We start from the raw sequence: 24,606 nt of genomic DNA, 5'->3' as shown, positions 1-24,606 counted from the left end.
TCAGGCGCGACCGTCGTCGCTGTCGTCTTCGTCGTGATCCTCGAAGTTGACGATGACCTCGATGCCGTCGTCGTGCACGGTCACGGTGTGGACGTCGTCGGACACCGCGTCGGCGTCGATCGCGTCGACACGGTCACGGCCTTCGACCACTTCGCCGAGCACCACGGCGTCTTCGCCGTCATCCTCATCTTCAGCGTCATACACCTCGTTCGGATCGATCAGCTGGAACACGCCACCGACCAACAGCTGCTGGACCACCGCGCGGCCCTTGTCGGACAGGCCGCGATAGGCGGCGGCATCGAGCTGCTCGGCGCCGGCCAGGCGCTGCGCGTCCTTCACCGGCAGCGCGAAGTCCTGGCCGCTGACGTACAGGCTGGCGCCGCGCTTGGCCCGGCGCCAGGCCAGGCGTGCCCACGGATGACGCTGCAGCAGCAGGCCCGAGGCCAGGGCCTGGACCACTTCCTCCGGTGCCGGTGCGGCCTGGTGAGCCATCACTTCGCCAGCGGCGCGGTAGGTGGTGATGAAACGGCCGAACCAGTCACCCAGCTTGTCTGGATCGTTCATGCGGATGGCATTGAGCGCGGTGATCACCCGCGCCATCGCCACCGTGTCGATCTCGTTCGGGTCGGCCGGCACCTTCAGGTCGGCATCCTGGTAGCGGATGTTCTCGTCGGCATCGGCGATCAGGGTGTCCAGGTAGTCGCTGATCAGTTCCGCCGACGATGGCGCGCGCATGCCGAAGGAGAAGGTCAGGCAGGGGTCTTCGGCGACGCCGTGGTGCGGCACGTTCGGCGGCAGGTAGAGCATGTCGCCCGGCGCCAGCACCCAGTCGTGGGTGGGCTTGAACACCTTCAGCAGCTTCAGCTCCACGTCGGGGCGGAAGCCCAGCGGCGGCTGCCTGCCCTTGATCGATTCGCTGGCATCGATCTGCCAGCGGCGGTGGCCGTGGGCCTGCAGCAGGAATACGTCGTACTGGTCGACGTGGGCGCCGACCGAGCCGCCGGTGGCGGCGAAGCTGATCATCACGTCATCCATGCGCCAGCGCGGCAGGAAGCTGAAGTGCTCGATCAGGGCGCGCACGTCCGGGTCCCACTTGTCCACGTCCTGTACCAGCAGGGTCCAGTCATGGTCGGGCAGGGCGGGGAACACGTCTTCCTGGAACGGGCCGGTGCGCACGCGCCAGCCGTCCTGGGTCTTGTCGTGCTCGATCAGGCGCGCCAGCACGCCTTCTTCGCAGGCCAGCCCGGCCAGGTCTTCCGGCTGCACCGGGGTCTGGAAGTCGGGGAAGGCGTTGCGGATCAGCAGCGGGCGCTTCTGCCAGAAGTCGCGCAGGAAGGTGGCCGGCGCCATGCCCAGCGGCTGGCCGGGGCGGGCGGTGACTTCGATGAGGGGGGCGGAGGACTTGCGGGCGGCCATGGGGGAATCCTTGCAGCGGAAAGCGGGAGGGGCGGCGCAGCGGGCCGCCTGAGATATCCATTGTCCGCCGTTCGTGGGGATTGCGCACGTGCGCGGGTTTGTCGCGGGGTGTCCGGCCAACGGCGGAGCCCCTCGTGGCGGGGGGGGTTGGTCGCGCAAAGCGCTGGCTTCATGGGCTGGGCCGGGCGGGGTGGGTTCGCGGGACACGCCGTGAACCCGTCCCTGGGGGCTCGATGGCGCCATCCATGGCGCCAACGGTCCCGCGAACCCACCCCGCCCGGCCCCTGACAGTTTCCTGCGCGGCCCGCCACGGAATGGAAGAAGAAAAAGCAAGGCAAAAGCGGGTCGCGCGCTGCGCTTGCTCATCCCAAAACAAAAGAGGGACGCGGCGAAGCCGCGTCCCTCTCAATTCCGTCCCGAAAACCCAACGCTCTTCGATCCGTCACCGGGAAACTGTCAGAGGCGGGGCGGGAGGGGCCAGCGGGACCGTTGGCGCCATGGATGGCGCCATCGAGCCCCCATGGTGAAGTGCCCCCCGGGAGTTGGACGTCAGATCCAACCCCGAGGGATACATGAACAGATACGACGCACGTTTCAAACTGCAGGTCGCCAAAGAGGCCTGCAAGACCTCCACATCGGTCAAAGCCATTGCCCGTCGCCACGGCCTTGAGTTCTCCACGGTCAGGCGCTGGGTGGCGACCTATCGGCTGCATGGTTGGCGCGGATTTCATCGCCAGGCCCGGTTCTATGACCTCCCGTTCAAGCTGGCTGTCCTGGAAAAGATGAGCCAGGACGGCATGTCCGGGCGGGAGGCCACCACCTACTTCCAGATTGGTGATGCCGGCGCGGTGGGGCGATGGCAGCGCCTGTATGCTCAAGGCGGTGCCCAAGCGTTGGCACCGCCTCCGCCGCTGCCCCGAAAGCCGATGAAAAAGACCCGGTCGTCCAAGCCACCTGAGGAAATGAGTCGCGATGAGCTGCTCAAGGAAGTCGCCTATCTGCGTGCGGAGACCGACTACCTAAAAAAACTCGATGCCTTGATCCGGGAAGAGCAGGCGGCGCAAGACGCAAAGCGCAAGCCATCCAAGGATTGAGGCAGGTTCATACGCTGTCGCTTCTGCTCGAAGCGGCAGAGCTGTCACGCAGTACGTTCTATTACCAGAACCATGTCCTGGCCCATCCGGATCAGGACGAGGCAGCCCTGTGCGAGCGCATCCGTGCAATCTACGATCAAAGCCAAGGGCGCTATGGCTATCGCACGGTGACGCTGGAATTGGCCAATCAGGGTCATCGGACCAATCACAAGCGGGTACAGCGCCTGATGGGGGAGATGGGCCTGAAATCACGGGTACGGGTGAAGCGCTACCGGTCCTTCAAGGGGGCCGCCAATGTTGTGGTTGGCAATGACCTCAATCGTCAATTCCACGCCGAGCGCCCCAACCAGAAGTGGGTGACCGACGTGACCGAGTTCAAGGTACAAGGCATGAAGCTGTACCTGTCGCCGATCATGGACCTCTACAACGGCGAAATCGTGGCTTATCAGATCAAGCGCCAGCCCGTGTTCGATCTGGTAGGTCAGATGCTGGAGGAGGCCATCAAGAAGCTTTCGCCGGATGAGCGCCCCATGATCCACTCCGACCAGGGCTGGCAGTACCAGCATGAAAACTACCGGCACATGCTGGAAAAACATTCGTTGAAACAAAGCATGTCCCGGCGTGGCAACTGCCTGGACAATGCGGCGATGGAGAGCTTCTTCGGGACGCTGAAGTCGGAGTTCTTCTACCTGAACAGCTTTGACAGCATCGAGAGTCTGGAGGCTGGGCTGGTGGAATACATCCAGTACTACAACCAGGAGCGCATCAAACTGAAACTGAAAGGTCTGAGCCCGGTAGAGTACCGGGAGCGGGCCCAATCGGCCGCCTGACCCCGTCCAAGTCTCGGGGGTCACTTCATGGATGGGTTCACGGCGTGTCCCGCTGGCCCCTCCCGCCCCACCCAGCCCGCAGCAACCCAGAGCCTGGATCGCTGTTGCTGTTGCTGTTGCAGTTGCCTGCCGCAGGCAGCGCCCGCGGCCGCCGCCGCAAAGGAAACCCCTTAAATCTTCTTCGCCAGGGCCTCGGCCAGGCCGGTGTAGCTGCCCGGGGTCATCTCCAGCAGGCGCTGCTTCGCATCCGCCGGCAGCTCCAGCCCCTGCACAAACGCACGCATCGACTCGGCCGTGATGCCCTGGCCGCGGGTCAGCGCCTTCAGCTGCTCATACGGGTTCGGCAGGCCGTGGCGGCGCATCACCGTCTGCACGGCCTCGGCCAGCACTTCCCAGGCCGCGTCCAGATCGGCATCCAGACGCTGCGGGTTCACTTCCAGCTTGCCCAGGCCCTTGGCCAGCGAATCCAGCGCCACCTGGCTGTGGCCGAACGCGGTGCCCAGTGCGCGCAGCACGGTGGAATCGGTCAGGTCACGCTGCCAGCGGCTGATCGGCAGCTTCGCGCTGAAGTGCTCGAACAGCGCGTTGGCGATACCGAAGTTGCCTTCCGCATTCTCGAAATCGATCGGATTGACCTTGTGCGGCATCGTCGACGAGCCGACTTCGCCTTCCTTCAGCCGCTGCTTGAAGTAGCCCAGCGAGATGTAGCCCCAGATGTCGCGGGCCAGGTCGATCAGGATGATGTTGGCGCGGCGCGCAGCATCGCCGATCTCGGCAACATTGTCGTGCGGCTCGATCTGCGTGGTGTACGGGTTGAACACCAGGCCCAGGCCGGTCACGAAGCGCTCGGCGAAGGCCGGCCAGTCCACGTCCGGGTAGCTGGCCACGTGGGCGTTGTAGTTGCCGACCGCGCCGTTGATCTTGCCGGTCAGCTCGACCGCAGCGATCTGCCGGCGCTGGCGCTCCAGGCGGGCGACCACATTGGCCAGTTCCTTGCCCAGGGTGGTCGGCGAGGCGGTCTGGCCGTGGGTGCGCGACAGCATCGGCTGGCCGGCCTGGGCGTGGGCGAGGTTGCGCAGCGTGGTGGCGATGCCGTCCAGGGTCGGCAGCAGCACCTCGCGGCGGGCCTGTTCCAGCATCAGGCCGTAGCTGAGGTTGTTGATGTCTTCGCTGGTGCAGGCGAAATGCACGAATTCCAGCGCCGGAGCCAGCTCGGCGTCGTCCTTCAGCTGTTCCTTGATGAAGTACTCCACCGCCTTGACGTCATGGTTGGTGGTGCGCTCGATCTCCTTCACGCGCGCGGCCTGGGCCGGGCTGAAGCGGGCGGCCAACCCGCGCAGGCGGGCGACGGCGGCGTCGGAGAACGGCGCCAGTTCGACGATGCCCGGTTCGGCGGCCAGCGCCAGCAGCCATTCCACCTCGACCACGATGCGGGCCTTGATCAGGCCGTATTCGGAGAAGATCGGGCGCAGGGCGTCGACCTTGCCGGCGTAGCGGCCATCGAGCGGGGACAGGGCGAGCAGGGCGGAATCGGACATGTCGGCAGGGCTGGGACGAGCGGCGGGGGCCATATTCTACGACGTGCCGGTCAGGTAGTGCCGGCCGCTGGCCGGCAACCACGCCCGGCCCTCGATTGCATGGATTGCCGGCCAGCGGCCGGCACTACCCTTGCGCGCGCAGAACGGCCGTGCAGGTGGAACGATCTGGCCCGCCCTCGTCATCCCACGCTGCGGGCAAGGGAGTATTGTGGCCGCAGCCGCCAGCCCGGGAAGCGACACCCTGCCAGCCGCCGCTTCCCTTTCCCCAACTGAAGTAGTGCGGAGTTGATGCAATGAGCAAAGCTGCAAGCAAGGGTTTCAGAATCGAACACGACAGCATGGGCGAGCTGCAGGTGCCTGCCGATGCCCTGTGGGGCGCGCAGACCCAGCGCGCCGTGCAGAATTTCCCGGTGTCGGGCCAGCGCATGCCGCGCGGTTTCATCCGCGCGCTGGGCCTGGTCAAGGGCGCGGCCGCCGGCGTCAACGCGGAGCTGGGCCACCTGCCGAAGACCGTGGCCAAGGCCATCCAGACCGCTGCCGCCGAAGTGGCCGCCGGCAACTGGGACGCGCAGTTCCCGATCGATGTCTACCAGACGGGTTCGGGCACGTCGTCGAACATGAATGCCAACGAGGTCATCGCCACCCTGGCCAACCGTGCCGGCAAGGCGGGCAAGACCACCGTGCATCCCAATGACCACGTCAACCAGGGGCAGAGCTCCAACGACGTGATTCCGACTGCGCTGCGGGTGTCGGCAGTGCTGGCGGCGCACGAGCAGCTGCTGCCGGCGCTGGTGCACCTGCGCAAGACCCTGGACAAGAAGGGCCGCAGCCTGCGCAAGGTGGTCAAGACCGGCCGTACCCACCTGATGGACGCGATGCCGCTCACCTTCGAGCAGGAATTCGGTGCGTGGTCGGCGCAGCTGGCCTCGGCGCAGGAGCGCATCGAAGACAGCCTCAAGCGCGTGCGCCGGTTGCCGCTGGGCGGCACCGCCATCGGTACCGGCATCAACGCCGACCCGCGCTTCGGCGCGCAGGTGGCCAAGGCGCTGAAGCAGCAGACCGGTTTCAAGTTCGACAGCGCCGAGAACAAGTTCGAAGGCCTGGCCGCGCAGGACGATGCGGTGGAACTGTCCGGCCAGCTCAATGCGCTGGCCGTGGTACTGATCAAGATCGCCAATGACCTGCGCTGGATGAATGCCGGTCCGCTGGCCGGGCTGGGCGAGATCGAACTGCCGGCACTGCAGCCGGGCAGCTCGATCATGCCGGGCAAGGTCAACCCGGTCATTCCGGAAGCCACGGTGATGGCCTGCGCGCAGGTGATCGGCCACCACACCGCGATCACCGTGGCCGGGCAGACCGGCAACTTCCAGCTCAACGTCACCCTGCCGTTGATCGCGGTGAACCTGCTCGATGGCATCGGCCTGCTGGCCAATGTGTCCAGGCTGCTGGCCGACAGCGCGATCGCCGGGCTGAAGGTGCGCGAGGATCGCGTGGCCGAGGCGCTGGCGCGCAACCCGATCCTGGTCACCGCGCTGAACCCGATCATCGGCTACGAGAAGGCAGCGGCGATTGCCAAGCGTGCCTACAAGGAACAGCGCCCGGTGCTGGACGTGGCGCTGGAAGACAGCGGGCTTGATGAGGCCGAGCTGCGTCGCCTGCTGGACCCGACTGCGCTGACTGCTGGTGGCATCCAGGCTGGCGGTGGTGGCGCCGGGGGGTGATCTGCCGGTTGCAGAGTCGAGCCACGCTCGACGGTTGTTCCGGAGTCGGGCATGGCTCGACTCTACGGAAACGAAGAACGCCGCCCTCGGGCGGCGTTTTTCTTCAGCGACGGTCGGCGACGATGTTGCCGAAGGTGTCGGTGTAATCCTTGAACTCGGGGATGCGCTGGATCAGGTCGGCCGGGATCACCTCCATGCCCTCCGGCGGCTGGATCTTCACCGGCTGCATGTTCGGATCGGCCGGTGCGGCCACCAGCGTGTTCTGGCGCAGCACCTGCAGCTTGCCGAACATCGTCTGCAGCATCTGCTTCTGCCCGTCGTCCAGTGGAATCTGGATCTCGTCCACCTTCATCGTGCCGTCGCCGAGGATGATGATGTTCGGTGCCGGCGGGCGGCGCACGGTCACCATGCCTTCGCTGACGGAAATCTTGGGCTTGCCGCGCTCGGCGCGGTGATTGCGGTAATCCTTGTCGCAGCCGACCAGGCCCAGGCAGAGCAGGGTGGCCAGCAGCAGGAACAACTTCTTCATGGCGTTCGGTTCGGGGGCATCCGGGGCCCCCATTGTAAGCCCGCCGACAGTGCCCGACCGGCAACGGAAGGCCGCAGCCGGTCGGGTGCGTCGATTTGTCTCAGTTGGAGAACGTGACCGAGTTGTCCTTGCCGCAGTCGTCCACGTCGCTCTGGTCCATCGTCGCGTAGGGCTTGAATGCCGGCAGCTCGCGCGCCAGTGCCTGCTGGCTGGCCAGCATCGCCGGCAGGCGATCGCAGATGCGCTTGGCCTGGGCCTCGATCTTGGCGGCTTCGGCGTTGATGCGCTTCTCCACCCCTTCGCTGTCGCCGCTGAAGATGCCCTTCAGCGCTTCACCGGCGGCGTTGGCGCCGAGCTTGGCGCCGGCCAGCCCGACATCCATGCCCGCCATCGCAACGGCGACCACGTGACCGCGGTACTCCTGCAGGTGGCGGCGCTGGACGTCGTTGGCGGCGACCTCCTTGCCGGCGATCAGCAGGCGGCCATCCGGCGTGATCTCCGCACGCGGCTGCTTGTCGGCCGAGATCTTGATGTTGCCCTGGGCGATGTCCTTGCGGGCATCGTCCATGGCTTCTTTGACGGTCTGGCCGACGCCGCTGGTGGCTTCGGCGACGCTCTTGCCGACGCTCTTGTCGGGGGCGGAGGACGTGCCACCACAGGCGATCAGCGGCAGGCACAGCAGGGTGGCGGGCAGCAGGCGCAACAGGTTCATGATGTTCCCCTGGACGTGTGTGGAAGAGGATTACTTGCTGCGCGGCAGGGTGACCCGGCCGCTGACGTTGCGGTGTTCGATATCGCCGCTGCCGCTGTGATCGACGGTCAGGCTGCCGCGTACGCCGTCCACCTGGATGTCGCCCGAGCCGTGGCTGCGCACATGCACGTTGCCGCCGATATCGGCCAGATCGATGCCACCGGAGCCGACCACGCCGACTTCGACGCTGCCCTGCACGCGCTTGAACTCGATGTCGCCGGAGCCGACCGTATCCAGGCGTGCGTTGCCGCGCACATCGGTGATCTTCAGGTCACCCGAACCAACAGTGCCGGTGATGGCATCGCCGCCGATGTTGCGGGCATTGACGTCGCCCGAACCCAGCGACAGCAGATTCAGCGAACTGCCGCCATCGATGTTGAGGTCGCCGGAACCCACTGCAGCGTGGATGCTGCCACGGGTACCGCGGGCCACCGCGTCACCGGAGCCGACGTCCACGCTGAGCGACTGTGCGTTCTCCACGCTGGCGTCACCCGAGCCGACCTTGAACTGCAGCGGCAGGTTGTCCGGCACGCTGCCACGGATATCCAGCCAGGCGTAGCTGTTGCCCAGGCTGATGCCGCTTTGGCGGCCGTCGCGGCGCAGGCTCACCACCAGCTTGTCGCCCACCTTGCGCTGGTCCAGTACCAGCTGGTCCAGCCATTCCTGGCTGGACGCGCAGGCGCGGCCGTCCAGCTGGCCGCCGCCGGCGCTGGCGACCACCTTCAGGTCATGCTGGTTGACCTCGAACACCACCGTCCTGGCACCGGCCACGTTCAGCTTCAGTGACCGGGCGGCAGTGAACTTGCAGTTCGGAGCATCGGCGGCCAGCGCCGACAACGGCAACAGCAACAACGCAGAACAGGCGAGCAGAGAACGCATGGGTGGTGCCTCCGGATGGATGGGATCAGATCTCGCCGGCGCGCTTGCGCAGGCGGATGGCAAGGAAGATGAACACTGCACCGACGACGGCGCCGATCCACAGCTCCGGCATCGCCAGCGACTTCAGCTGCGAGGCGGGGGACATCAGGCTGACCACCGAATCCAGGTCGCGGCGCGAACCTTCACCTGCGCCGAGGCGGTACAGCAGGTCCATGCCGGGCACGCCGCCCAGCAGCAGGCGGCCGACGATGTTCTGCCAGAACCAGCCGGTGGTCAGGCCGAACAGCGGCATGATCTTGGTGGTGCTGACGATGACGCCGGCAAACAGTGGCAGCATCACCGCCCACAGGAACGGCTTGCTCTTGGCCCAGGCCGAGCACAGCAGCAGCCACCCTGCAGTGGGCAGGGCCCAAAGCGCGTAGACCGGAATCCAGCTCAGGTGGCCAGCGGCCAGGGTCAACGGGCTGGCGGGCCCCCAGATCAGCGCCATCGGGCTGCCACCGTGCATCAGCGCGACGATGCTGATGATCAGCATGAAGCCGAACATGGTGATGATGCCGGCAATCACCGCGATCAGCGGTGCCACGACCAGTGCGCTGATGACCTTGGACAGCACGGTCTGGGTATCGGACAGCGGCAACGACTTCCAGAACAGGATGCTGCGGTCGCGGCGGTCGTCGTACAGGGCGCCGAGGCAATAGAAGAACACCACGAAGGCCAGCACCAGGAACGGCCATGCCGAGCTGAGCACCAGGGTCAGGTCAAGTCCGTTACCGAGGTCGGCAAGGTCCTTGCCGTCGATGTTGCGGGTGAGCAGCGCCAGGTCCAGGCCATTGACGTTCACGCTCTCGCCATCGACATGCAGCGCACCGTTGCGCGCCGCGCGGTTCAGCGCAAACAGGCCGAAGGCGATGCCGACAGTGCTCATCACCAGCGAGATCAGGCCGGCGATCAGCGGGGCATACAGGAAACCGCCGCGGTTTTCCCAGTACTCGCGCTTGAGCAGCCAGCGCAGCGTGCCGAGGGGGCTGACGGGATGGTTGACGGCATTCATGCGTAGGTCCCCTTCATGACGGCGACGAACAGGTCGGCCAGGCCCGGGCTGCGGGTCTCGCCAAGGGTGGAAAGCTGGGCGCGCGGTACGCCGTCGAACAGCATCACGGTCTTGCCGAACGCCAGGCTGCGTTCGTCGATCGGCTTCAGGGCGCGCGCGGTCTCCAGCTGGTCGGCGTTGACCAGCAGTTCGGTGTAACGCTGGCCGACCTCGTCCATTTCCGCATCGAGCACGATTCGGCCATCACGGATGAACATGACGTCGCTGAGGATGTGCTCGATCTCTTCCACCTGGTGGGTGGTGACGATGATGGTTTTCTGCTCGTCGAAGTAGTCTTCCAGCAGGCGCTGGTAGAACTCCTTGCGGTACAGGATGTCCAGGCCCAGGGTGGGCTCGTCCAGTACCAGGATGCGGGCATCGATGGCCATCACCAGTGCCAGGTGCAGCTGCACGATCATGCCCTTGGACAGCTCGCGCACGCGCTGCTTCGGCTGCAGCTTGGTGTTGGCCAGGAAGCGCTCGCAGCGGGCGCGGTCGAAGCGCGGATGCACGCCGGCGACGAAATCGATGGCTTCGCGCACCTTCAGCCAGCGCGGCAGCACGGCGACGTCGGCGATGAAGCAGATGTCGTTCATCAGTTCGTCGCGGTGCAGCCGCGGGTCGCGCCCGAGCACGCTCAACTCACCTTCCACCGAGGTGAGGCCAAGAATGGCCTTCAGCGCGGTGGTCTTGCCGGCGCCATTGGGACCGATCAGGCCGACGATGCGCCCGCTCGGAATGCTGAAGCTGGCACTGTCGAGGGCAACGGTGGACTTGTAGGCCTTGCGCAGGCCGCGGGCGGTGATGACCGGTTCGCTTGCGGTGCTATTCATCAGACTTTCCCCTGGGGCAGCAATTCGTCGAGGCTCAGGCCCAGGCGCTGGATGCGCTCCAGCACGGCCGGCCATTCTTCATTGAGGAAGCGCTCGCGCTCGCTGCTGCGCAGCTGCGTGGCGGCCTGCTCGGTCATGAACATGCCCAGCCCGCGGCGCTTTTCGACCAGGCCTTCGTCGGCCAGTTCCTGGTAAGCGCGCGAAACGGTGATGGGGTTCAGTTGGTAATCGGCGGCCACCTGGCGCACCGAAGGCAGGGCATCGCCCGGCTTGAGGATTCCGTCGAGCATCATGGCGATCACGCGCTCCTTCAACTGACGGTAGATGGGAGCGCCGTCGCTCCACTGGATGTCGCTCATATTCAGCTCCGTGGGGTCAGCGGCTGGGCGAACGAGAAATACGGCATGGACAGGGAGCTGTGCAGCCGACGCGGGGGAGGGGGGGAGGAATCGGCGTTCCCGGCCGGTGTAGCGATTGCATCCTGCGCACTGTCGGGCGAGGCGGGGGCGGTGGGCGTGGCCAGCCAGGCCAGCACGATCAGGGTCGAAACAGCAGCGGCCGCGGGTGCGGTGAGGTTGCGACGGATCCGGGCGTTCATGGCTTCCCCCTGTCTCAGGTGACTGGTGTTGTATGCAACTATAACACCGGCACGCCTACGTGCAACCCCTTGCCGTCCCCAACTGATGGCAGGGGTGGTCAAATCGCTGAAATATCCGTTTATCCGATTGATTCGGAAGGGAAATCAGGTTCTGGCGCGGGCCGACCCAGGCCCGCCTTCCATTCAGCGTTGTCCATGCTATGTCATTACTGCGCCGTTGCTGGCGGGTCGTGCAGGAAAGCGCCACGCCGCGCAAAGCCACAGGCGCCCCTTGCAACAAGGGGGAAGGGGGGGGCGGTGCTATAGTTCGGCCGACTCCGGCCGCTACCGGCCGGCCCTGTGAATGGCCACTGCGGACTGCTCTCGATGCCCTTGCCGACCGTTATGCCGCGACGCCTGCGCGGCCTGTCCCTGCTGACCCTGCTGGTAGCCGGCCTGGCCGGTTCCACCCAGGTGCTGGCGGCCGATCTTCTCGACCTCGACTACCGCCCGCTGGCCAGCAAGCAGCAGGTCAACCTGCAGCAGCGCTACCACGGGCAGGTGCTGCTGGTGGTCAATACCGCAAGCAAGTGCGGCTATACCCCTCAGTACGAAGGCCTGGAGGCGCTGCAGAAGCGCTATGCCGGCCGAGGTTTTGCCGTGCTCGGCTTCCCGTCCAACGATTTCAAGGGCCAGGAGCCCGGTGACGAGAAGCAGATCCAGGATTTCTGCACGCTCACCTACGGGGTCAAGTTCCCGATGTTCGAGAAGGTGCACGTGGTCGGTGCGGAGGCGACGCCGCTCTATCAACGGTTGACCGCGGCCACCGGGGTGGCACCGGGCTGGAATTTCCACAAGTACCTGGTCGGCCGCGATGGCAAGGTCATCGCCCAGTTCGCCAGCAAGGTGACGCCGGATGATCCGCAACTGACCGCGGCCATCGACAAGGCGCTGGCCGCAGCGGCCGCACATTGATATCCGGCACGGATGCCTCGACATCGACGGCATGCGTGCGACAATGCTTCTTTTCGCGCCGACGTCGGCGCCCAGACACTTCCAGGAATGCAGCGAATGAAGATGGGAATGCGCGGCGCCGCGGCGTCGGTTCTGATTCTGGCGATGGGCACTTCAGGTGTCGCTCTGTCGCAACAATCGGCTGCCCCCGCAGCCGCCAAGGAGACCGCAACCTTGAATTCCCCCAAGCAGAAGCTCGGCTACGCCATCGGCCTGGACGTGGCCAAGTCGTTCACCCCGATCGCCGATGAGATCGACGTGGCCGCGCTGCGCACCGCCGTGGAGCGTTCGTTCGAAGGCCTGCAGCCGCAGATCACCCAGGAACAGGCCAAGGCCACCGACGCGGCCCTGCGTCAGGTCGTGATGGCCCGCAGCGGCCAGCAGGTGCCGGGCATGGCGCCGGGTTCGCAGCCGCCGAAGGTCGACCGCGTCAAGGTGTCGCAGATGATCGGTTCCTACTCTGTGGGCCCGTCGCTGGCGCAGCTGAAGGACGACATCGATGTTGCCTCGCTGTTTGACGCGATCAGCACCGGCCTGACCAAGGGCCAGCCGAAGATGACGGAAGCTGACGCGACCGCTACCATCCAGGCCTTCATGGGCAGCAAGCAGGCTGAAATGCAGGCCAAGGCTGCCGCTGCTGCGCAGACCAACCGCGAAGAAGGCAATGCCTTCCTGGCCAGGAACAAGACCCAGCCGGGCGTCGTGACGACGGCCTCGGGCCTGCAGTACCAGGTCATCCGCCCGGGTAGCGGCGAGCGCCCGCTGCCGAGCAGCAAGGTGCGCGTGAACTATGAAGGCAAGCTGCTCAACGGCACCGTGTTCGACAGCTCCTATGGTCGTCAGCCGGCCGAGTTCGGCCTGGACCAGGTGATCAAGGGCTGGACCGAGGGCGTTGCGCTGATGCCGGTCGGTTCGAAGTACCGCTTCTGGATCCCGGGCAATCTGGCTTATGGCGAGAACGGCACGCCGGGTGGCCCGATCGGCCCGAACGCGACTCTGACGTTCGACGTCGAGCTGCTGGGCGTCCTGCCGTAAGCCACCACGGAGCCTGCACGGACATGCGCGTTGCGATTTTCGGTACCGGTTATGTAGGTCTGGTGACCGGTACCTGCCTGGCCGATGTCGGTCATCAGGTGGTCTGCGTCGATATCGACCAGGCCAAGGTGGATGGCCTCAACCAGGGCATCATCCCGATCTATGAGCCCGGCCTGGAGCCGATGGTGAAGGCCAACCACGCCGCGTCGCGGCTGGCATTCACCACCGATGCCGCGTCCGCGATCGCGCATGGCCAGGTGGTGTTCATCGCCGTCGGCACGCCGCCGGACGAGGACGGCAGCGCTGACCTGCAGTACGTACTGGCCGTGGCCCGTACCATTGGCCGGCACATGAGCGTGCCGACCGTGGTGGTCAACAAGTCGACGGTGCCGGTGGGCACCGCTGACAAGGTGCGTGCGGCCATTGCTGAAGAACTTGCCGCGCGTGGCGCGGACATCACCTTTGACGTGGTGTCCAACCCGGAATTCCTGAAGGAAGGCGACGCGGTCGCCGACTGCATGCGCCCGGACCGCATCATCATTGGTGCGACCAGCGAGGAGTCGGTCGCGGTGATGCGTCGTCTGTATGCGCCGTTCAACCGCAACCACGACCGCGTGGTGGAAATGGACGTGCGCTCGGCCGAGCTGACCAAGTACGCGGCGAACGCGATGCTGGCGACCAAGATTTCGTTCATGAACGAAATCGCAAACATCGCCGAGCGCGTCGGTGCCGACGTCGAGCAGGTCCGCCAAGGTATCGGCTCGGACCCGCGCATCGGCTGGCACTTCATCTACCCGGGCGCCGGCTACGGTGGCTCCTGCTTCCCCAAGGACGTGCAGGCGCTGGCCCGCACCGCCCAGCAGCATGGTCTTGAGCCGAAGCTGCTGAACGCGGTGGAAGCGGTCAACGATGCGCAGAAGGGCCACCTGTTCGCCCTCATCCAGCGTCATTACGACAAGGGCGAGGACGAAGGCGTGCGCGGCAGGACCTTTGCCGTGTGGGGCCTGGCCTTCAAGCCGAATACCGACGACATGCGTGAAGCCTCCAGCCGTCGCCTGCTGGCGCAGCTGTGGGAAGGCGGTGCTACGGTGCGTGCCTATGATCCGGAAGCGATGCATGAATCGCAGCGCATCTTCGGCGAGCGCGATGACCTGGTGTTCTGCAGCAGTGCTGATGAGGCCCTCGAAGGGGCCGATGCGCTGGTGGTGGTCACCGAGTGGAAGCAGTTCCGCAGCCCCGACTTCCAGAAGCTGCGCGAGCAGCTGAAGGACGCGGCGGTGTTCGATGGGCGCAATCTGTACGATCCGGCCGAAGTGGAAGCTGCGGGCCTGGCGTACTACGGCATTGGCCGGGGGCGTTCGCTGCATGTCTGACCTGCTGCCGACCGAACGGGAGCAGGCGCTGGAAGCGCGCCTGGTCGAACTGGAAATGCGCGTGTCCTTCCAGGAACAGGCGCTTGCCGAATTGAGCGATGCGCTGGCCGATGCCCGCATGCAGGGCATGCGCAACGCCGACGTGCTGCGTGTGCTGCTGGAGGACCTGGGCAAGGTCCGCAACGCACTGAATTCTTCCGATCCGGCGAGCGAACCACCGCCGCCGCACTACTGATCCGAATCCTATGAGCGATACCCTCCGCGACCAGCTGATGGGCCTGGGCTTCAAGCCCGCGCCCAAGCCCGAGCGCAAGAATGATGGCCCCCGCCGTGATGGCCGCCCGCAGGGCAAGGGTGGCAACGGCAATGGAAAGCCGCAGGGCGCTGGCAAGGGCGAGCACAAGCCCAGTGAGCGTCGCGGGCATGGCCACGGTGGCCCGGGCAGGCCCGGCCAGTCGCGTGGCCCGGGCCAGCAGGGCCCGCGCAAGCCGCGCAGCGCCGAAGAGATGGATCTGGCCAAGGCCTATGCCATCCGTGCGCAGCGTGAGAAGGAAGAGCGCATCGAGACCGAGCGCCTGAAGCAGGAAGAAGCACGCGTGCGCCGCGAGGCGAAGGCCAAGCTGGAAGAACTGCTGAAGGACAAGGGCCTGAACTCCGAGGCGGCTGATATCGCTCGCCACTTCCCGTATGGCGGCAAGATCAAGCGCATCTACGTGACCGCCGAACAGCTGACCGCGCTCAATGCCGGTGAGCTGGGCGTGGTCCAGCTCAATGGCCGTTACCTGCTGGTGACCGCCGAAGTGCTGGCACAGTCCGAAGCGGTGTTTGCCGCATCGGTGGCACTGAAGGTCGACCCGAACGCGCCGGCCGAGGAAGATCCCTACGCGGACCCGCAGTACCAAGTACCGGACGACCTGGTCTGGTAACTGCACCTGCTGCACGATGAAAACGCCGGGCATTGCCCGGCGTTTTCGTTACCGGACGCGCGCAGTGCTGTGGCGTGCACGGATCAACGGCAGGCTCAGCGCGAAGAAGCACAGCAGTGCGCCGACCAGAGCGAATCCGCTACCTGCGAGGAAGGCCGTGCGTCCCTCGTCGATCTTCCACAATTGGCCGGCGATGAGCGCGCCCAGCACGCCGCCGACACCGGACGAGAAACCGTACAGCAGGCCCTGGCCATGGCCATTGAGGCGTCCGGGGAAGTAGATCGCCAGCATCTGCATCGCCGCGGCGAAGAACGCGGCAAAGCCCAGCGCGTGCGCGGTCTGCGCCAGCAGCATCACCGGCAGGTTTTCCGGGTACAGTGCGGTCACGGCCCAGCGCAGGCAGGAACTGACCAGTGCGATCAGCAGCATCCAGCTGGCGTCATAGCGGCGGAAGAAGCGGCCGATGGTGAAGAACACGCCCACTTCGAACACCACGCCGATGGTCCAGAGCAGGCCGAGCGTGGATGTGCGATAGCCATGGTGGTCCATGTAGACCGAGAAGAAGGTGTAGTACGGGCCGAACGAGAGCTGCTCCATGAAAGCGGCCAGGAAGAACGCCAGCACCGGCGGGCGGCGCACGATCTGCCAGAAGCCGCTGGCATCGCCGCCGGTCCTGCCGATGTCGCGTGCGTAGTGGTTGCTGAAGGCCGAGGCGACCAGCAGGACGAACAGCGGCAGCATCATCCAGGGCAGCAGCCCGGCGCGGCCGGCGGTGCCGTCACCTTCGATCAGCCAGCCGAACAGGGTGACGATGGCGATGAAGCCAAGCGAACCCCAGACCCGGATCAGGCCGTAGCGATGGCTGTCGCTGCCGAGATGGGTGAGGGTGATCGACTCGAACTGCGGCATCACCGCGTTGTAGAAGAAGCAGAACACGATCATCGCCGGATACATCCACGGCTGCGGCAGAGGCAGCAGGAATGCGGCGAAGCTGATCAGGGTCAGCACGCAGCCGATGCGCAACAGTCGGATCGGCCGCGGTGAGGTGGCTGCCAGCGAGGTCCAGGCACTGGGTGCAACCACGCGTGTGGCATACCACAGCCCCATCATCACGCTGATGGCGGTCACGCTCATCCCGCGTGCAGTGAGGAACAGGCTCCAGTACGGAGTGAACGCGCCCAGCGCCGCGTAATAGAACAGGTAGAAGCTGGAGAGGCGGGCAACGGGAACGGTCATCGGGGAATGATGAGGCAAAAAGGGGACGGAGGGGATCAAGTCGTTTGTGCATAAGCGACTTGATCCCCTCCGTCCCCTTTTCGGGTCATTCGGGATCGTAGTCGAGGTTGGAGGCCAGCCAGCGCTCGGCCTGGGCGCGCTCCACGCCCTTGCGCCGGGCGTAGTCGGTGACCTGCTCGCGGCTGAGGCGCCCGACCACGAAATACTGGCTTTGCGGATGGCTGAAGTAGTAGCCCGATACCGCGGCGGTCGGAAGCATCGCAAAGCTCTCGGTCAGTTCCATGCCGGCGTTGGCCTCGGCCCGCAGCAGATCGAACAGGCGCCGCTTCTCGCTGTGCTCGGGGCACGCCGGATAGCCGGGAGCGGGGCGGATGCCACGGTACTGCTCATCGATCAGGGCGTCGTTGTCCAGCGTTTCGGCCTGGTCATAACCCCAGAATTCCGTACGTACACGCTGATGCAGGCGCTCGGCCAGGGCTTCGGCGAAGCGGTCGGCCAGGGCCTTCAGCAGGATCGCGTTGTAGTCGTCATGCTCGGCTTCGAAGTGCGCCACGCGGGCATCGATGCCGATGCCGGCAGTGACCGCGAACGCGCCGATCCAGTCCTGCCTGCCGCTGTCGGTCGGCGCGATGAAATCGGCCAGGCAGAAATCCGGGCGCTCGGCCGGCTTGTCCACCTGCTGGCGCAGGAAGTGCAGGGTGGTCTCGCCCTGTGGGTGCTGCACGCGCACGTCGTCGCCGACGCTGTTGGCCGGCCACAGGCCGAACACGGCCTTGGCGGTCAGCCACTTCTCGCCGACGATGCGGTCGAGCATCGCGCGGGCATCGCGGTACAGCTCGCTGGCCTGGCTGCCGACGATCTCGTCGGTGAGGATTGCCGGGAACTTGCCGGCAAGCTCCCAGGCCTGGAAGAACGGCGTCCAGTCGATGTACTCGACCAGCTCGGCCAGCGGATAGTCATCGAAGACGTGCAGGCCCGGCTGCTTCGGTGCGGGCGGCGTGTAGTTCCCCCAGTCGCCCTGGAACTTCTGCCCGCGTGCATGTTCCAGCGACACCAGGCGCTTGGCATCGCCACGATTGCGGTGCCGTGCCCGGATCTCGGCATAGTCGGCCTCGTTGGCGGCAACGAAGGCTTCGCGCAGGTCGCGCGAGATCAGCGACTGGGCCACGCCGACCGCGCGCGAGGCGTCCTTCACCCACACCGTAGGCGCTTTGTAGTGCGGGTCGATCTTCAACGCGGTGTGCGCGCGCGAGGTGGTGGCGCCGCCGATCAGCAGCGGCAGATTGAAACCCTGGCGCTCCATCTCGCGGGCGACGTGGCTCATCTCCTCCAGCGAGGGAGTGATCAGACCGGACAGGCCGATCAGGTCGGCGTTGTGCTCGCGCGCGGCATCGAGGATCTTCTGCGCCGGCACCATCACGCCAAGGTCGACCACCTCGAAGTTGTTGCAGGCCAGGACCACGCCGACGATGTTCTTGCCGATGTCATGCACATCGCCCTTCACCGTGGCCATGATGATCTTGCCGTTGCTCTTGGCAGTGTCGCCGCTGCGCGCCTTCTCCGCCTCGATGTACGGCAGGAGGTAGGCCACGGCCTTCTTCATCACACGCGCGGATTTCACCACCTGCGGCAGGAACATCTTGCCGGCGCCGAACAGGTCACCGACGATGTTCATGCCGTCCATCAGCGGGCCCTCGATCACGTCCAGTGGGCGGCTGGAGGCCTGTCGGGCCAGTTCGGTGTCTTCCTCAACGAAGGCATTCAGGCCGTGCACCAGTGCATGCGCCAGGCGCTGCGCCACCGGCTTGTCGCGCCAGGCCAGGTCTTCGGTCTTCGCCGCACCCTTCCTGCCCTTGTAGCGCTCGGCGATCTCCAGCAGGCGTTCGGTGGCATCGCTGCGGCGGTTGAGGATCACATCCTCCACGCGCTCACGCAGCTCCGGCTCCAGCTCATCGTAGATCGGCATGGCACCGGCATTGACGATGCCCATGTCCATGCCGGCGGCGATGGCGTGGTACAGGAACACCGAATGGATGGCCTGGCGCACCGTTTCGTTGCCGCGGAACGAGAACGAGACGTTGGAGACACCACCGGAGACGTGGCAGTGCGGCAGCGTCTGCTTGATGATGCGGGTGGCTTCGATGAAGTCCACCGCATAGTTGTCATGTTCTTCGATGCCAGTGGCGACGGCGAAGATGTTCGGGTCGAAGATGATGTCCTGCGGCGGGAAGCCGATCTCGTCGACCAGGATGCGGTAGGCGCGGGTACAGATCTCGACCTTGCGCGCACACGTATCGGCCTGCCCGCTTTCATCGAAGGCCATGACCACCGCGGCGGCGCCATAGCGCAGGACCTTGCGCGCGTGTTCGCGGAAAAGCGCCTCGCCTTCCTTCAGCGAGATCGAGTTGACCACGCTCTTGCCCTGCAGGCACTTCAGGCCGGCCTCGATCACGCTCCACTTGGAGGAGTCGACCATCACCGGGATGCGGGCGATGTCCGGCTCGGACATGATCAGGTTGAGGTAGCGGGTCATCGCCGCTTCCGAATCGATCAGGCCCTCGTCCATGTTGACGTCGAGGATCTGCGCGCCGCTCGCCACCTGCTGGCGGGCCACGTCCACGGCTTCTTCGTAGCGGCCTTCCTTGATCAGCTTGCGGAACTGCGCACTGCCGGTCACGTTGGTGCGTTCGCCGACGTTGATGAACAGCAGGTCCGGGGTGATGACCAGGGGTTCCAGGCCGGACAGGCGGGTAGGGCGGACAGGCGTCATGGCAGGCGTCGGCTCAGCAGCAATAGGGCGGGAAGTGCGGAACGGTGGCGGCGACATTCATGCGGCCTGCTCCCGGGTGCCGGGCAGTGCGCGCGGCGGCAGCCCGGCCACAGCCGCGGCAATGGCGCGGATATGGTCGGGCGTGGAGCCGCAGCAGCCGCCGACCAGGTTCAGCAGGCCATCTTCGGCGAAGCCTCGCAGGGTGCTGGCCATGTCCTCCGGCGTCTCGTCATACTCGCCGAAGGCATTGGGCAGACCGGCATTGGGGTGTGCGCTGACGTAGCAGTCGGCGACCTGCGCAAGGGTTTCCACGTGCGGTCGCATCGCATCGGCGCCCAGCGCGCAGTTCAGCCCGATCGACAGCGGCCGAGCATGCGCCAGCGAGGCATGGAAGGCTTCCGCAGTCTGCCCGGACAGGGTGCGACCGGAAGCGTCGGTGATGGTGCCGGAGATCATCACCGGCAACCGCGCGCCGCGCGCATCGAACGCTTCCTCCAGCGCATACAGCGCGGCCTTGGCGTTGAGCGTGTCGAAGATGGTCTCGACCATGATGGTGTCGGCGCCGCCGTCGATCAGGCCCTCGATGGCTTCGCGGTAGGTGTCGCGCAGTTCGTCGAAGCTGGTGTTGCGGAAGCCCGGATCGTTCACGTCCGGGCTGATCGAGGCGGTGCGGCTGGTCGGGCCGACCACCCCGATCACGAAGCGCGGCTTCCCCGGGGTGGTTGCGGCCACGGCGTCACAACAGGCGCGCGCGACCGCAGCGCCGGCCTTGTTCAACTCGTACACCAGGTGTTCGAGGTGGTAGTCGGCCTGGCTGACCGAGGTTGCATTGAAGGTGTTGGTCTCGACCAGGTCCGCGCCCGCTTCCAGGTAGGCGGTGTGGATGTCTGCGACGATCTGCGGCCGGGTCAGCAGCAGCAGATCATTGTTGCCCTTCAGGTCATGGCCCTCCGGTGCCGCGTGGTCGCAGCCCGGGCCATGTGCATGGTCGTAACCGCCGGCGAAGCGTTCGCCACGGTAATCGTCTTCCTGCAGGCCGTGGCGCTGGATCATCGTTCCCATCGCACCGTCGATGATCAGGATCCGCTCGCGCAGGGCGTCGAGCAGGGCGTTGGCACGCTCAGGATGCAACCAGGGCAGGGCAGGCATGGCGTTCTCGGGCTCAGGGTTTGTGGGCGATCAGCGAAATCACTTCGAAGTGCGGCGGACGCTTCTCGCGGGTGACCGTCTCCAGGCTGGACACCTGCAGGCCGGCCTTGTCGACGAACCTGCGCAGCTCCTTGTCGCTGAAGCCGAGGTTGACGTGGCCGTAGGCCTCCACCGCGGCCTTGTGTTCATGGCGGGCCAGGCTGCACAGCAGCAGGCGCCCGCCCGGGCGCAGCACGCGCGCGCCTTCGGTCACCGCCTGCGCCGGCTTGCTGGCGTAGGTCAGCGCGTGCATCAGCACTACCAGATCGAAACTGTTGTCCTTGAAGGGCAGCGCATGCATGTCGCCCTCGCGCACTTCCACGTTGGGCAGACGGCGCAGGCGCTCGCTGGCGGCGGCGACCACGCGCGCGCTGGTGTCGATGCAGATGTAGCGCTTGGCATGCGGGGCCACCAGTTCGGCCAGCACGCCGTCACCAGAGGCGATGTCCAGCACGTCGCCGGTCTCCAGCAGCGGCAGCGCGGTGCGGGCGAGGGCTTCCCAGGTGCGCCCCGGGGAGTAGTGGCGTTCCATGTCGCCGGCCACGCTGTCGGCCCAGTTCTGGTCGGAGGCGCGGTGGGCCAGCACGGCAGCGACGCGTTCAGCGTCCTGGCGCAGCAGCGGGTCATCGCTTCCGTTGCTCAAGGCATGCCACAATGCACGCTGCGCCGGGTCCAGCTGGGCCTCGTCGAAGCGGTAATAGGCCGATACGCCGGCACGGCGGTCGCGGACCAGGCCGGCTTCCTTCAGGCGCGCCAGGTGGGTGGACACGCGTGGCTGTGCCAGCCGGGTGATCGCCGACAGTTCGGCCACGGTCAGTTCCTCCTGCTCCAGCAGCGCCAGCAGGCGCACGCGGGTCGCATCGGCGAACACCTTCAGGCGGGTCGACCAGTCTTCAAGATCCATAAATATCTACCTATCGCGATATAGAGATATATTCGCTGAAAGGGCCCGTCGCGGTCAAGTCGCCAGCGTACGGAAACAGCCGGGCCCCGGTACAATCGGGACACCTGGGCGCGCCGTATGTAGCCCATAACTTCATGTACCCGGGAGGGTGTTGTGGATTTCAGCTTTACCGAAGAGCAGTTGATGCTGCAGGACGTTGCGCGGCGCATCGCGCAGGAGAAGATCGCCCCGAGCGCGGAGCACCATGACCGTACCGGCGAGTTCCCGCTCGACAACATCCGCCTGCTGGGCGAGAACGGCCTGATGGGCATCGAAGTGCCGACCGAATACGGTGGCGCGGGCATGGACCCGGTTGCGTACGTGCTGGCGATGGTGGAGGTCGCCGCCGCCGACGCAGCCCATTCGACCATCATGTCGGTCAACAACTCGCTGTTCTGCAACGGCATCCTCACCCACGGTACCGAGCAGCAGAAGCAGACCTACGTGCGTGCCATCGCCGAGGGCGAGGCCATCGGCGCGTTCGCGCTGACCGAGCCGCAGTCCGGCTCCGATGCCACCGCCATGCGCTGCCGCGCGGTGAAGCAGGCCGACGGCACCTTCGTCATCAACGGCAAGAAGAGCTGGATCACCTCCGGCCCGGTGGCCAGGTACATCGTGCTGTTCGCGATGAGCGAGCCGGACAAGGGCGCGCGCGGCATCACCGCCTTCATCATCGATACCGACAAGGCGGGCTTCGGTCGCGGGAAGACCGAGCCGAAGCTGGGCATCCGCGCTTCGGCCACCTGCGAGATCGAGTTCAACGATTACGTGGCGCAGGCCGAAGACGTGCTGGGCCAGGAAGGCGAGGGCTTCAAGATCGCCATGAGCGTGCTCGATGCCGGCCGCATCGGCATCGCTTCGCAGGCCATCGGCATCGCCCGCGCCGCCTATGAGGCGACCCTGGAGTACGTGAAGGAGCGCAAGGCGTTCGGCGCGGCCATCGGCACCTTCCAGATGACCCAGGCCAAGATCGCCGACATGAAGTGCAAGCTGGACGCAGCGCTGCTGCTGACCCTGCGTGCCGCGTGGGTGAAGGGCCAGGGCAAGCGTTTCAGCACCGAAGCAGCGGTGGCCAAACTGACCGCTTCGGAAGCAGCGATGTGGATCACCCACCAGGCGGTGCAGATCCACGGCGGCATGGGGTACTCGAAGGAGATGCCGCTGGAGCGTTACTTCCGTGATGCCAAGATCACCGAGATCTACGAGGGCACCTCGGAGATCCAGCGCCTGGTGATCGCGCGCAACGAGACCGGGTTGCGCTGATGGACGCGACGGGGCGGCGATTGCCGCCCCGTTTCCCTTATGCGATCAACGTGGCAATCGGCAAACGATATCCGTTCCGTTCCATTCACAGACGATCTGCAGCGACTCAGGTGGAGCACCGGGGAACATGTTCACCCCATAGAGGCGACCGGAGTCGATCCATCGATCCAGATCGTCCCGGCTGTTGAAGTTGTAGGTGCCGGCGAAGTGTTGGGCCAGGCCGGGGCTGGTTGCCGCGCCGTCGGGAATCATGTTGCCATTGGCGTCCTTGCTCTGGCCTTGCACGTATCTGGCGGTGTCCACTGACGAAGAGACGATGGCCAGCGTAGTCTTCGAGCCATCGCGCCAGGTGATCCTGTAGATTGCACCGTCGATTCCGAGGGCCTTGCTGACGAAGCTCAGGCCGATCGAGGACAGGAATGTCGCCATGCTGTTCCAGGCCCTCGACGATGTCGTGGCGCCAGTGAATGCCTTGCCCATGGCGCTCTCCAGCCTGAATCGCTCGGTTGCCATCTGCACGACATCGTAGGCGTTGAGGTTCTTGTGCTCTTCCGGGAAGCCTATGCCGTTGGCGTATTGCGGGTCATCAGGATGAACCTCGTACTGGACTCCTCTTCCGGCCCACTGCCGCGGCGCGAACTGTACGGTTGGCACGTTGTTGTCGAGCATCCCCATGATCCGATTGAAGGATGCGTTGATTGGCTCGGGAATCTGCGCCCTGGTGGCGCGATACCGACGCAGCTCGCGATCGTATTCCACATCGAAGCCATGGAGCCGGCGCTGCTGGAAGTCGACGACGATGGTGGGCCCCGTGCCCGAGTAAAGCGCCAGTGCGCGTGGATCGCGACAGTTGTCGCAGACGAGGACGCCTGCCGCATGTGCGTCTTGGACGCTGCTGGCCGCGAAGAGCGCGCCAAGCAGAAGGGCGGGGCGGCTGAAGCGTCGTAGTGTTGCTCTTTCCATGAACTGTCTCCTGGGCGGCATCGGATCGATTGCCGTGGAGGCATCTGGATAGCAACGATCCGGGCGTGCCGCACTTCTGCGCGCCCAGGAATCCAAAGCGGGGGCCTTATGCGAAACCGGTAGACGCCTTGAGCGCCTCATTGTCGGCGCAGCAGTGGAAGGGACTTTTCAGTACAGGCCGTATGCGACCGGTCTCCGGGCAGGCGACATGCCAACGATCCATTGGCATTCCCGCTCCTTGGTCGCAGAATGCTCCACCGTTCATGGACGCCACCACATGCTCATCTATCAAGGCGCAGGGCTGCTGACCCTGCTCACACCGATCGCTGCCGTGCTGCTCATCCTCATCCTGTTCCCGGATCCAGCGGTGGGTCGCGGCAATACTTCACTCAGCCAGGTCCTGCTGGCGTTCGGCCTTGGCTCGGCAATCAACACGGTGCTGGGTTTCGTGCTCAATCGAAAGCCGCGTGCACCTGGGCAGCATGCTCCGCATCACTTCTTCTTCCTGCCGATGCAATGGCCTGCACTGGCGATTGTGGCGGCATGCGTGGTGATCGCAGTGTTGCGCTGAGACGCTGCCCGGACAGCGCCCACCAAGGTTGGCGACTACCGGGTATGCCGTTGCCCCGGTAGA

23 protein-coding genes are annotated in these 24,606 nt (G+C 65.6%); 9 read left to right on the top strand and 14 right to left on the bottom strand.

The window, feature by feature from the left end; genetic code table 11:
* Positions 1-1,416 (bottom strand): ribosomal protein uL16 3-hydroxylase, encoded by a 1,416-nt coding sequence (locus CKW06_RS15570; RefSeq protein WP_038645462.1) that lies wholly within the window; start codon positions 1,414-1,416, stop codon positions 1-3.
* Between the two features lie 572 nt (positions 1,417-1,988).
* Between CKW06_RS15570 and CKW06_RS15565 the strand changes: the two genes are divergently transcribed.
* Positions 1,989-3,340, top strand: a protein-coding gene (locus CKW06_RS15565) for an IS3 family transposase (protein ID WP_095052030.1) whose coding sequence is annotated in 2 segments (ribosomal slippage) — positions 1,989-2,436 and positions 2,436-3,340 — 1,353 coding nt in all. Because the reading frame shifts where the segments join, the coding sequence is not laid out codon by codon here.
* 170 nt (positions 3,341-3,510) lie between these two features.
* Here the strand turns inward: CKW06_RS15565 and purB are convergent.
* A complete protein-coding gene (gene purB, locus CKW06_RS15560) occupies positions 3,511-4,878 on the bottom strand; it encodes an adenylosuccinate lyase (protein WP_024958488.1) in 1,368 nt (455 codons plus the stop codon).
* A 293-nt stretch (positions 4,879-5,171) separates the two neighbouring features.
* On the opposite strand from purB, the gene CKW06_RS15555 reads away from it, so the two are divergent.
* Positions 5,172-6,599 carry a class II fumarate hydratase gene (locus CKW06_RS15555; RefSeq protein WP_024958487.1) on the top strand — a complete coding sequence of 476 codons (1,428 nt, stop codon included), beginning with the start codon at positions 5,172-5,174 and terminating at the stop codon, positions 6,597-6,599.
* Positions 6,600-6,702: 103 nt separating this feature from the next.
* Here CKW06_RS15555 and CKW06_RS15550 read toward each other — a convergent pair whose 3' ends face one another.
* The 7 genes from CKW06_RS15550 to CKW06_RS15520 form a co-directional block, all read right to left on the bottom strand.
* Entirely contained in the window at positions 6,703-7,128 is a 426-nt protein-coding gene (locus CKW06_RS15550; protein WP_005413932.1) for a hypothetical protein, read from the bottom strand.
* Between the two features lie 100 nt (positions 7,129-7,228).
* Positions 7,229-7,840 carry a YggN family protein gene (locus tag CKW06_RS15545; protein WP_005413931.1) on the bottom strand — a complete coding sequence of 204 codons (612 nt, stop codon included), beginning with the start codon at positions 7,838-7,840 and terminating at the stop codon, positions 7,229-7,231.
* 30 nt (positions 7,841-7,870) lie between these two features.
* Positions 7,871-8,758: a GIN domain-containing protein gene (locus CKW06_RS15540; RefSeq protein WP_024958486.1), complete on the bottom strand. Its 888-nt coding sequence runs from the start codon at positions 8,756-8,758 to the stop codon at positions 7,871-7,873.
* Between the two features lie 25 nt (positions 8,759-8,783).
* Positions 8,784-9,812, bottom strand: coding sequence for an ABC-2 transporter permease (locus tag CKW06_RS15535; RefSeq protein WP_024958485.1), 1,029 nt, complete (start codon positions 9,810-9,812; stop codon positions 8,784-8,786).
* Complete coding sequence (locus CKW06_RS15530; RefSeq protein WP_005410262.1) at positions 9,809-10,684, bottom strand: ABC transporter ATP-binding protein; 876 nt, start codon at positions 10,682-10,684, stop codon at positions 9,809-9,811. Before CKW06_RS15530 ends, CKW06_RS15535 begins: the two co-directional genes overlap by 4 nt.
* Complete coding sequence (locus tag CKW06_RS15525; protein ID WP_005410261.1) at positions 10,684-11,043, bottom strand: GntR family transcriptional regulator; 360 nt, start codon at positions 11,041-11,043, stop codon at positions 10,684-10,686. Before CKW06_RS15525 ends, CKW06_RS15530 begins: the two co-directional genes overlap by 1 nt.
* 2 nt (positions 11,044-11,045) lie before the next feature.
* Positions 11,046-11,282, bottom strand: a complete 237-nt coding sequence (locus CKW06_RS15520; protein WP_005410260.1) for a hypothetical protein — start codon at positions 11,280-11,282, stop codon at positions 11,046-11,048.
* Between the two features lie 366 nt (positions 11,283-11,648).
* Between CKW06_RS15520 and CKW06_RS15515 the strand changes: the two genes are divergently transcribed.
* The 5 genes from CKW06_RS15515 (at position 11,649) to CKW06_RS15495 (ending at position 15,609) form a co-directional block, all read left to right on the top strand.
* Positions 11,649-12,236, top strand: coding sequence for a glutathione peroxidase (locus CKW06_RS15515; RefSeq protein ID WP_005410259.1), 588 nt, complete (start codon positions 11,649-11,651; stop codon positions 12,234-12,236).
* Positions 12,237-12,332: 96 nt separating this feature from the next.
* Entirely contained in the window at positions 12,333-13,310 is a 978-nt protein-coding gene (locus tag CKW06_RS15510; protein WP_005410258.1) for an FKBP-type peptidyl-prolyl cis-trans isomerase N-terminal domain-containing protein, read from the top strand.
* Between the two features lie 23 nt (positions 13,311-13,333).
* A complete protein-coding gene (locus tag CKW06_RS15505; protein WP_005410257.1) occupies positions 13,334-14,683 on the top strand; it encodes a UDP-glucose dehydrogenase family protein in 1,350 nt (449 codons plus the stop codon).
* Positions 14,676-14,918: a SlyX family protein gene (locus CKW06_RS15500; protein ID WP_005410256.1), complete on the top strand. Its 243-nt coding sequence runs from the start codon at positions 14,676-14,678 to the stop codon at positions 14,916-14,918. Before CKW06_RS15505 ends, CKW06_RS15500 begins: the two co-directional genes overlap by 8 nt.
* 10 nt (positions 14,919-14,928) lie before the next feature.
* Positions 14,929-15,609 carry a DUF2058 domain-containing protein gene (locus CKW06_RS15495; protein WP_024957247.1) on the top strand — a complete coding sequence of 227 codons (681 nt, stop codon included), beginning with the start codon at positions 14,929-14,931 and terminating at the stop codon, positions 15,607-15,609.
* 48 nt (positions 15,610-15,657) lie between these two features.
* Here CKW06_RS15495 and CKW06_RS15490 read toward each other — a convergent pair whose 3' ends face one another.
* The 4 genes from CKW06_RS15490 to CKW06_RS15475 form a co-directional block, all read right to left on the bottom strand.
* Positions 15,658-16,845, bottom strand: coding sequence for an MFS transporter (locus CKW06_RS15490; RefSeq protein ID WP_024957246.1), 1,188 nt, complete (start codon positions 16,843-16,845; stop codon positions 15,658-15,660).
* An 85-nt stretch (positions 16,846-16,930) separates the two neighbouring features.
* On the bottom strand, positions 16,931-19,615 hold the full coding sequence (gene metH / locus CKW06_RS15485) for a methionine synthase (RefSeq protein ID WP_024957245.1): 2,685 nt from the start codon (positions 19,613-19,615) through the stop codon (positions 16,931-16,933).
* Positions 19,616-19,672: 57 nt separating this feature from the next.
* Positions 19,673-20,764, bottom strand: a complete 1,092-nt coding sequence (locus CKW06_RS15480; RefSeq protein WP_024957244.1) for a homocysteine S-methyltransferase family protein — start codon at positions 20,762-20,764, stop codon at positions 19,673-19,675.
* A 13-nt stretch (positions 20,765-20,777) separates the two neighbouring features.
* Positions 20,778-21,707, bottom strand: a complete 930-nt coding sequence (locus tag CKW06_RS15475) for an ArsR/SmtB family transcription factor (protein ID WP_005410251.1) — start codon at positions 21,705-21,707, stop codon at positions 20,778-20,780.
* A gap of 153 nt (positions 21,708-21,860) precedes the next feature.
* On the opposite strand from CKW06_RS15475, the gene CKW06_RS15470 reads away from it, so the two are divergent.
* Positions 21,861-23,009 (top strand): acyl-CoA dehydrogenase family protein, encoded by a 1,149-nt coding sequence (locus CKW06_RS15470; protein WP_024957243.1) that lies wholly within the window; start codon positions 21,861-21,863, stop codon positions 23,007-23,009.
* A gap of 45 nt (positions 23,010-23,054) precedes the next feature.
* Here the strand turns inward: CKW06_RS15470 and CKW06_RS15465 are convergent, their stop codons facing one another.
* Positions 23,055-23,972 (bottom strand): hypothetical protein, encoded by a 918-nt coding sequence (locus tag CKW06_RS15465; protein WP_024957242.1) that lies wholly within the window; start codon positions 23,970-23,972, stop codon positions 23,055-23,057.
* 208 nt (positions 23,973-24,180) lie between these two features.
* Here CKW06_RS15465 and CKW06_RS15460 point away from each other — a divergent pair, with 208 nt between their 5' ends.
* Entirely contained in the window at positions 24,181-24,543 is a 363-nt protein-coding gene (locus tag CKW06_RS15460; RefSeq protein WP_231910789.1) for a hypothetical protein, read from the top strand.
* Positions 24,544-24,606 lie beyond the last annotated feature (63 nt).

It is taken from the genome of Stenotrophomonas maltophilia (genome assembly GCF_900186865.1).
GTDB lineage: Bacteria > Pseudomonadota > Gammaproteobacteria > Xanthomonadales > Xanthomonadaceae > Stenotrophomonas > Stenotrophomonas maltophilia.
This window is presented reverse-complemented; position numbering and strand designations above follow the sequence as displayed.

Bases quoted from the DNA above. Each gene is read 5' to 3' on its own strand.
- CKW06_RS15460 (WP_231910789.1), top strand. From the start codon at position 24,181: ATGCCAACGATCCATTGGCATTCCCGCTCCTTGGTCGCAGAATGCTCC.
- CKW06_RS15550 (WP_005413932.1), bottom strand. From the start codon at position 7,128: ATGAAGAAGTTGTTCCTGCTGCTGGCCACCCTGCTCTGCCTGGGCCTG.
- CKW06_RS15500 (WP_005410256.1), top strand. From the start codon at position 14,676: ATGTCTGACCTGCTGCCGACCGAACGGGAGCAGGCGCTGGAAGCGCGC.
- CKW06_RS15515 (WP_005410259.1), top strand. From the start codon at position 11,649: ATGCCCTTGCCGACCGTTATGCCGCGACGCCTGCGCGGCCTGTCCCTG.
- CKW06_RS15520 (WP_005410260.1), bottom strand. From the start codon at position 11,282: ATGAACGCCCGGATCCGTCGCAACCTCACCGCACCCGCGGCCGCTGCT.
- CKW06_RS15480 (WP_024957244.1), bottom strand. From the start codon at position 20,764: ATGCCTGCCCTGCCCTGGTTGCATCCTGAGCGTGCCAACGCCCTGCTC.
- CKW06_RS15490 (WP_024957246.1), bottom strand. From the start codon at position 16,845: ATGACCGTTCCCGTTGCCCGCCTCTCCAGCTTCTACCTGTTCTATTAC.
- CKW06_RS15495 (WP_024957247.1), top strand. From the start codon at position 14,929: ATGAGCGATACCCTCCGCGACCAGCTGATGGGCCTGGGCTTCAAGCCC.
- CKW06_RS15545 (WP_005413931.1), bottom strand. From the start codon at position 7,840: ATGAACCTGTTGCGCCTGCTGCCCGCCACCCTGCTGTGCCTGCCGCTG.
- CKW06_RS15540 (WP_024958486.1), bottom strand. From the start codon at position 8,758: ATGCGTTCTCTGCTCGCCTGTTCTGCGTTGTTGCTGTTGCCGTTGTCG.
- CKW06_RS15530 (WP_005410262.1), bottom strand. From the start codon at position 10,684: ATGAATAGCACCGCAAGCGAACCGGTCATCACCGCCCGCGGCCTGCGC.
- CKW06_RS15525 (WP_005410261.1), bottom strand. From the start codon at position 11,043: ATGAGCGACATCCAGTGGAGCGACGGCGCTCCCATCTACCGTCAGTTG.
- metH (WP_024957245.1), bottom strand. From the start codon at position 19,615: ATGACGCCTGTCCGCCCTACCCGCCTGTCCGGCCTGGAACCCCTGGTC.
- CKW06_RS15510 (WP_005410258.1), top strand. From the start codon at position 12,333: ATGAAGATGGGAATGCGCGGCGCCGCGGCGTCGGTTCTGATTCTGGCG.
- CKW06_RS15535 (WP_024958485.1), bottom strand. From the start codon at position 9,812: ATGAATGCCGTCAACCATCCCGTCAGCCCCCTCGGCACGCTGCGCTGG.
- CKW06_RS15465 (WP_024957242.1), bottom strand. From the start codon at position 23,972: ATGGAAAGAGCAACACTACGACGCTTCAGCCGCCCCGCCCTTCTGCTT.
- CKW06_RS15505 (WP_005410257.1), top strand. From the start codon at position 13,334: ATGCGCGTTGCGATTTTCGGTACCGGTTATGTAGGTCTGGTGACCGGT.
- CKW06_RS15555 (WP_024958487.1), top strand. From the start codon at position 5,172: ATGAGCAAAGCTGCAAGCAAGGGTTTCAGAATCGAACACGACAGCATG.
- CKW06_RS15570 (WP_038645462.1), bottom strand. From the start codon at position 1,416: ATGGCCGCCCGCAAGTCCTCCGCCCCCCTCATCGAAGTCACCGCCCGC.
- purB (WP_024958488.1), bottom strand. From the start codon at position 4,878: ATGTCCGATTCCGCCCTGCTCGCCCTGTCCCCGCTCGATGGCCGCTAC.
- CKW06_RS15475 (WP_005410251.1), bottom strand. From the start codon at position 21,707: ATGGATCTTGAAGACTGGTCGACCCGCCTGAAGGTGTTCGCCGATGCG.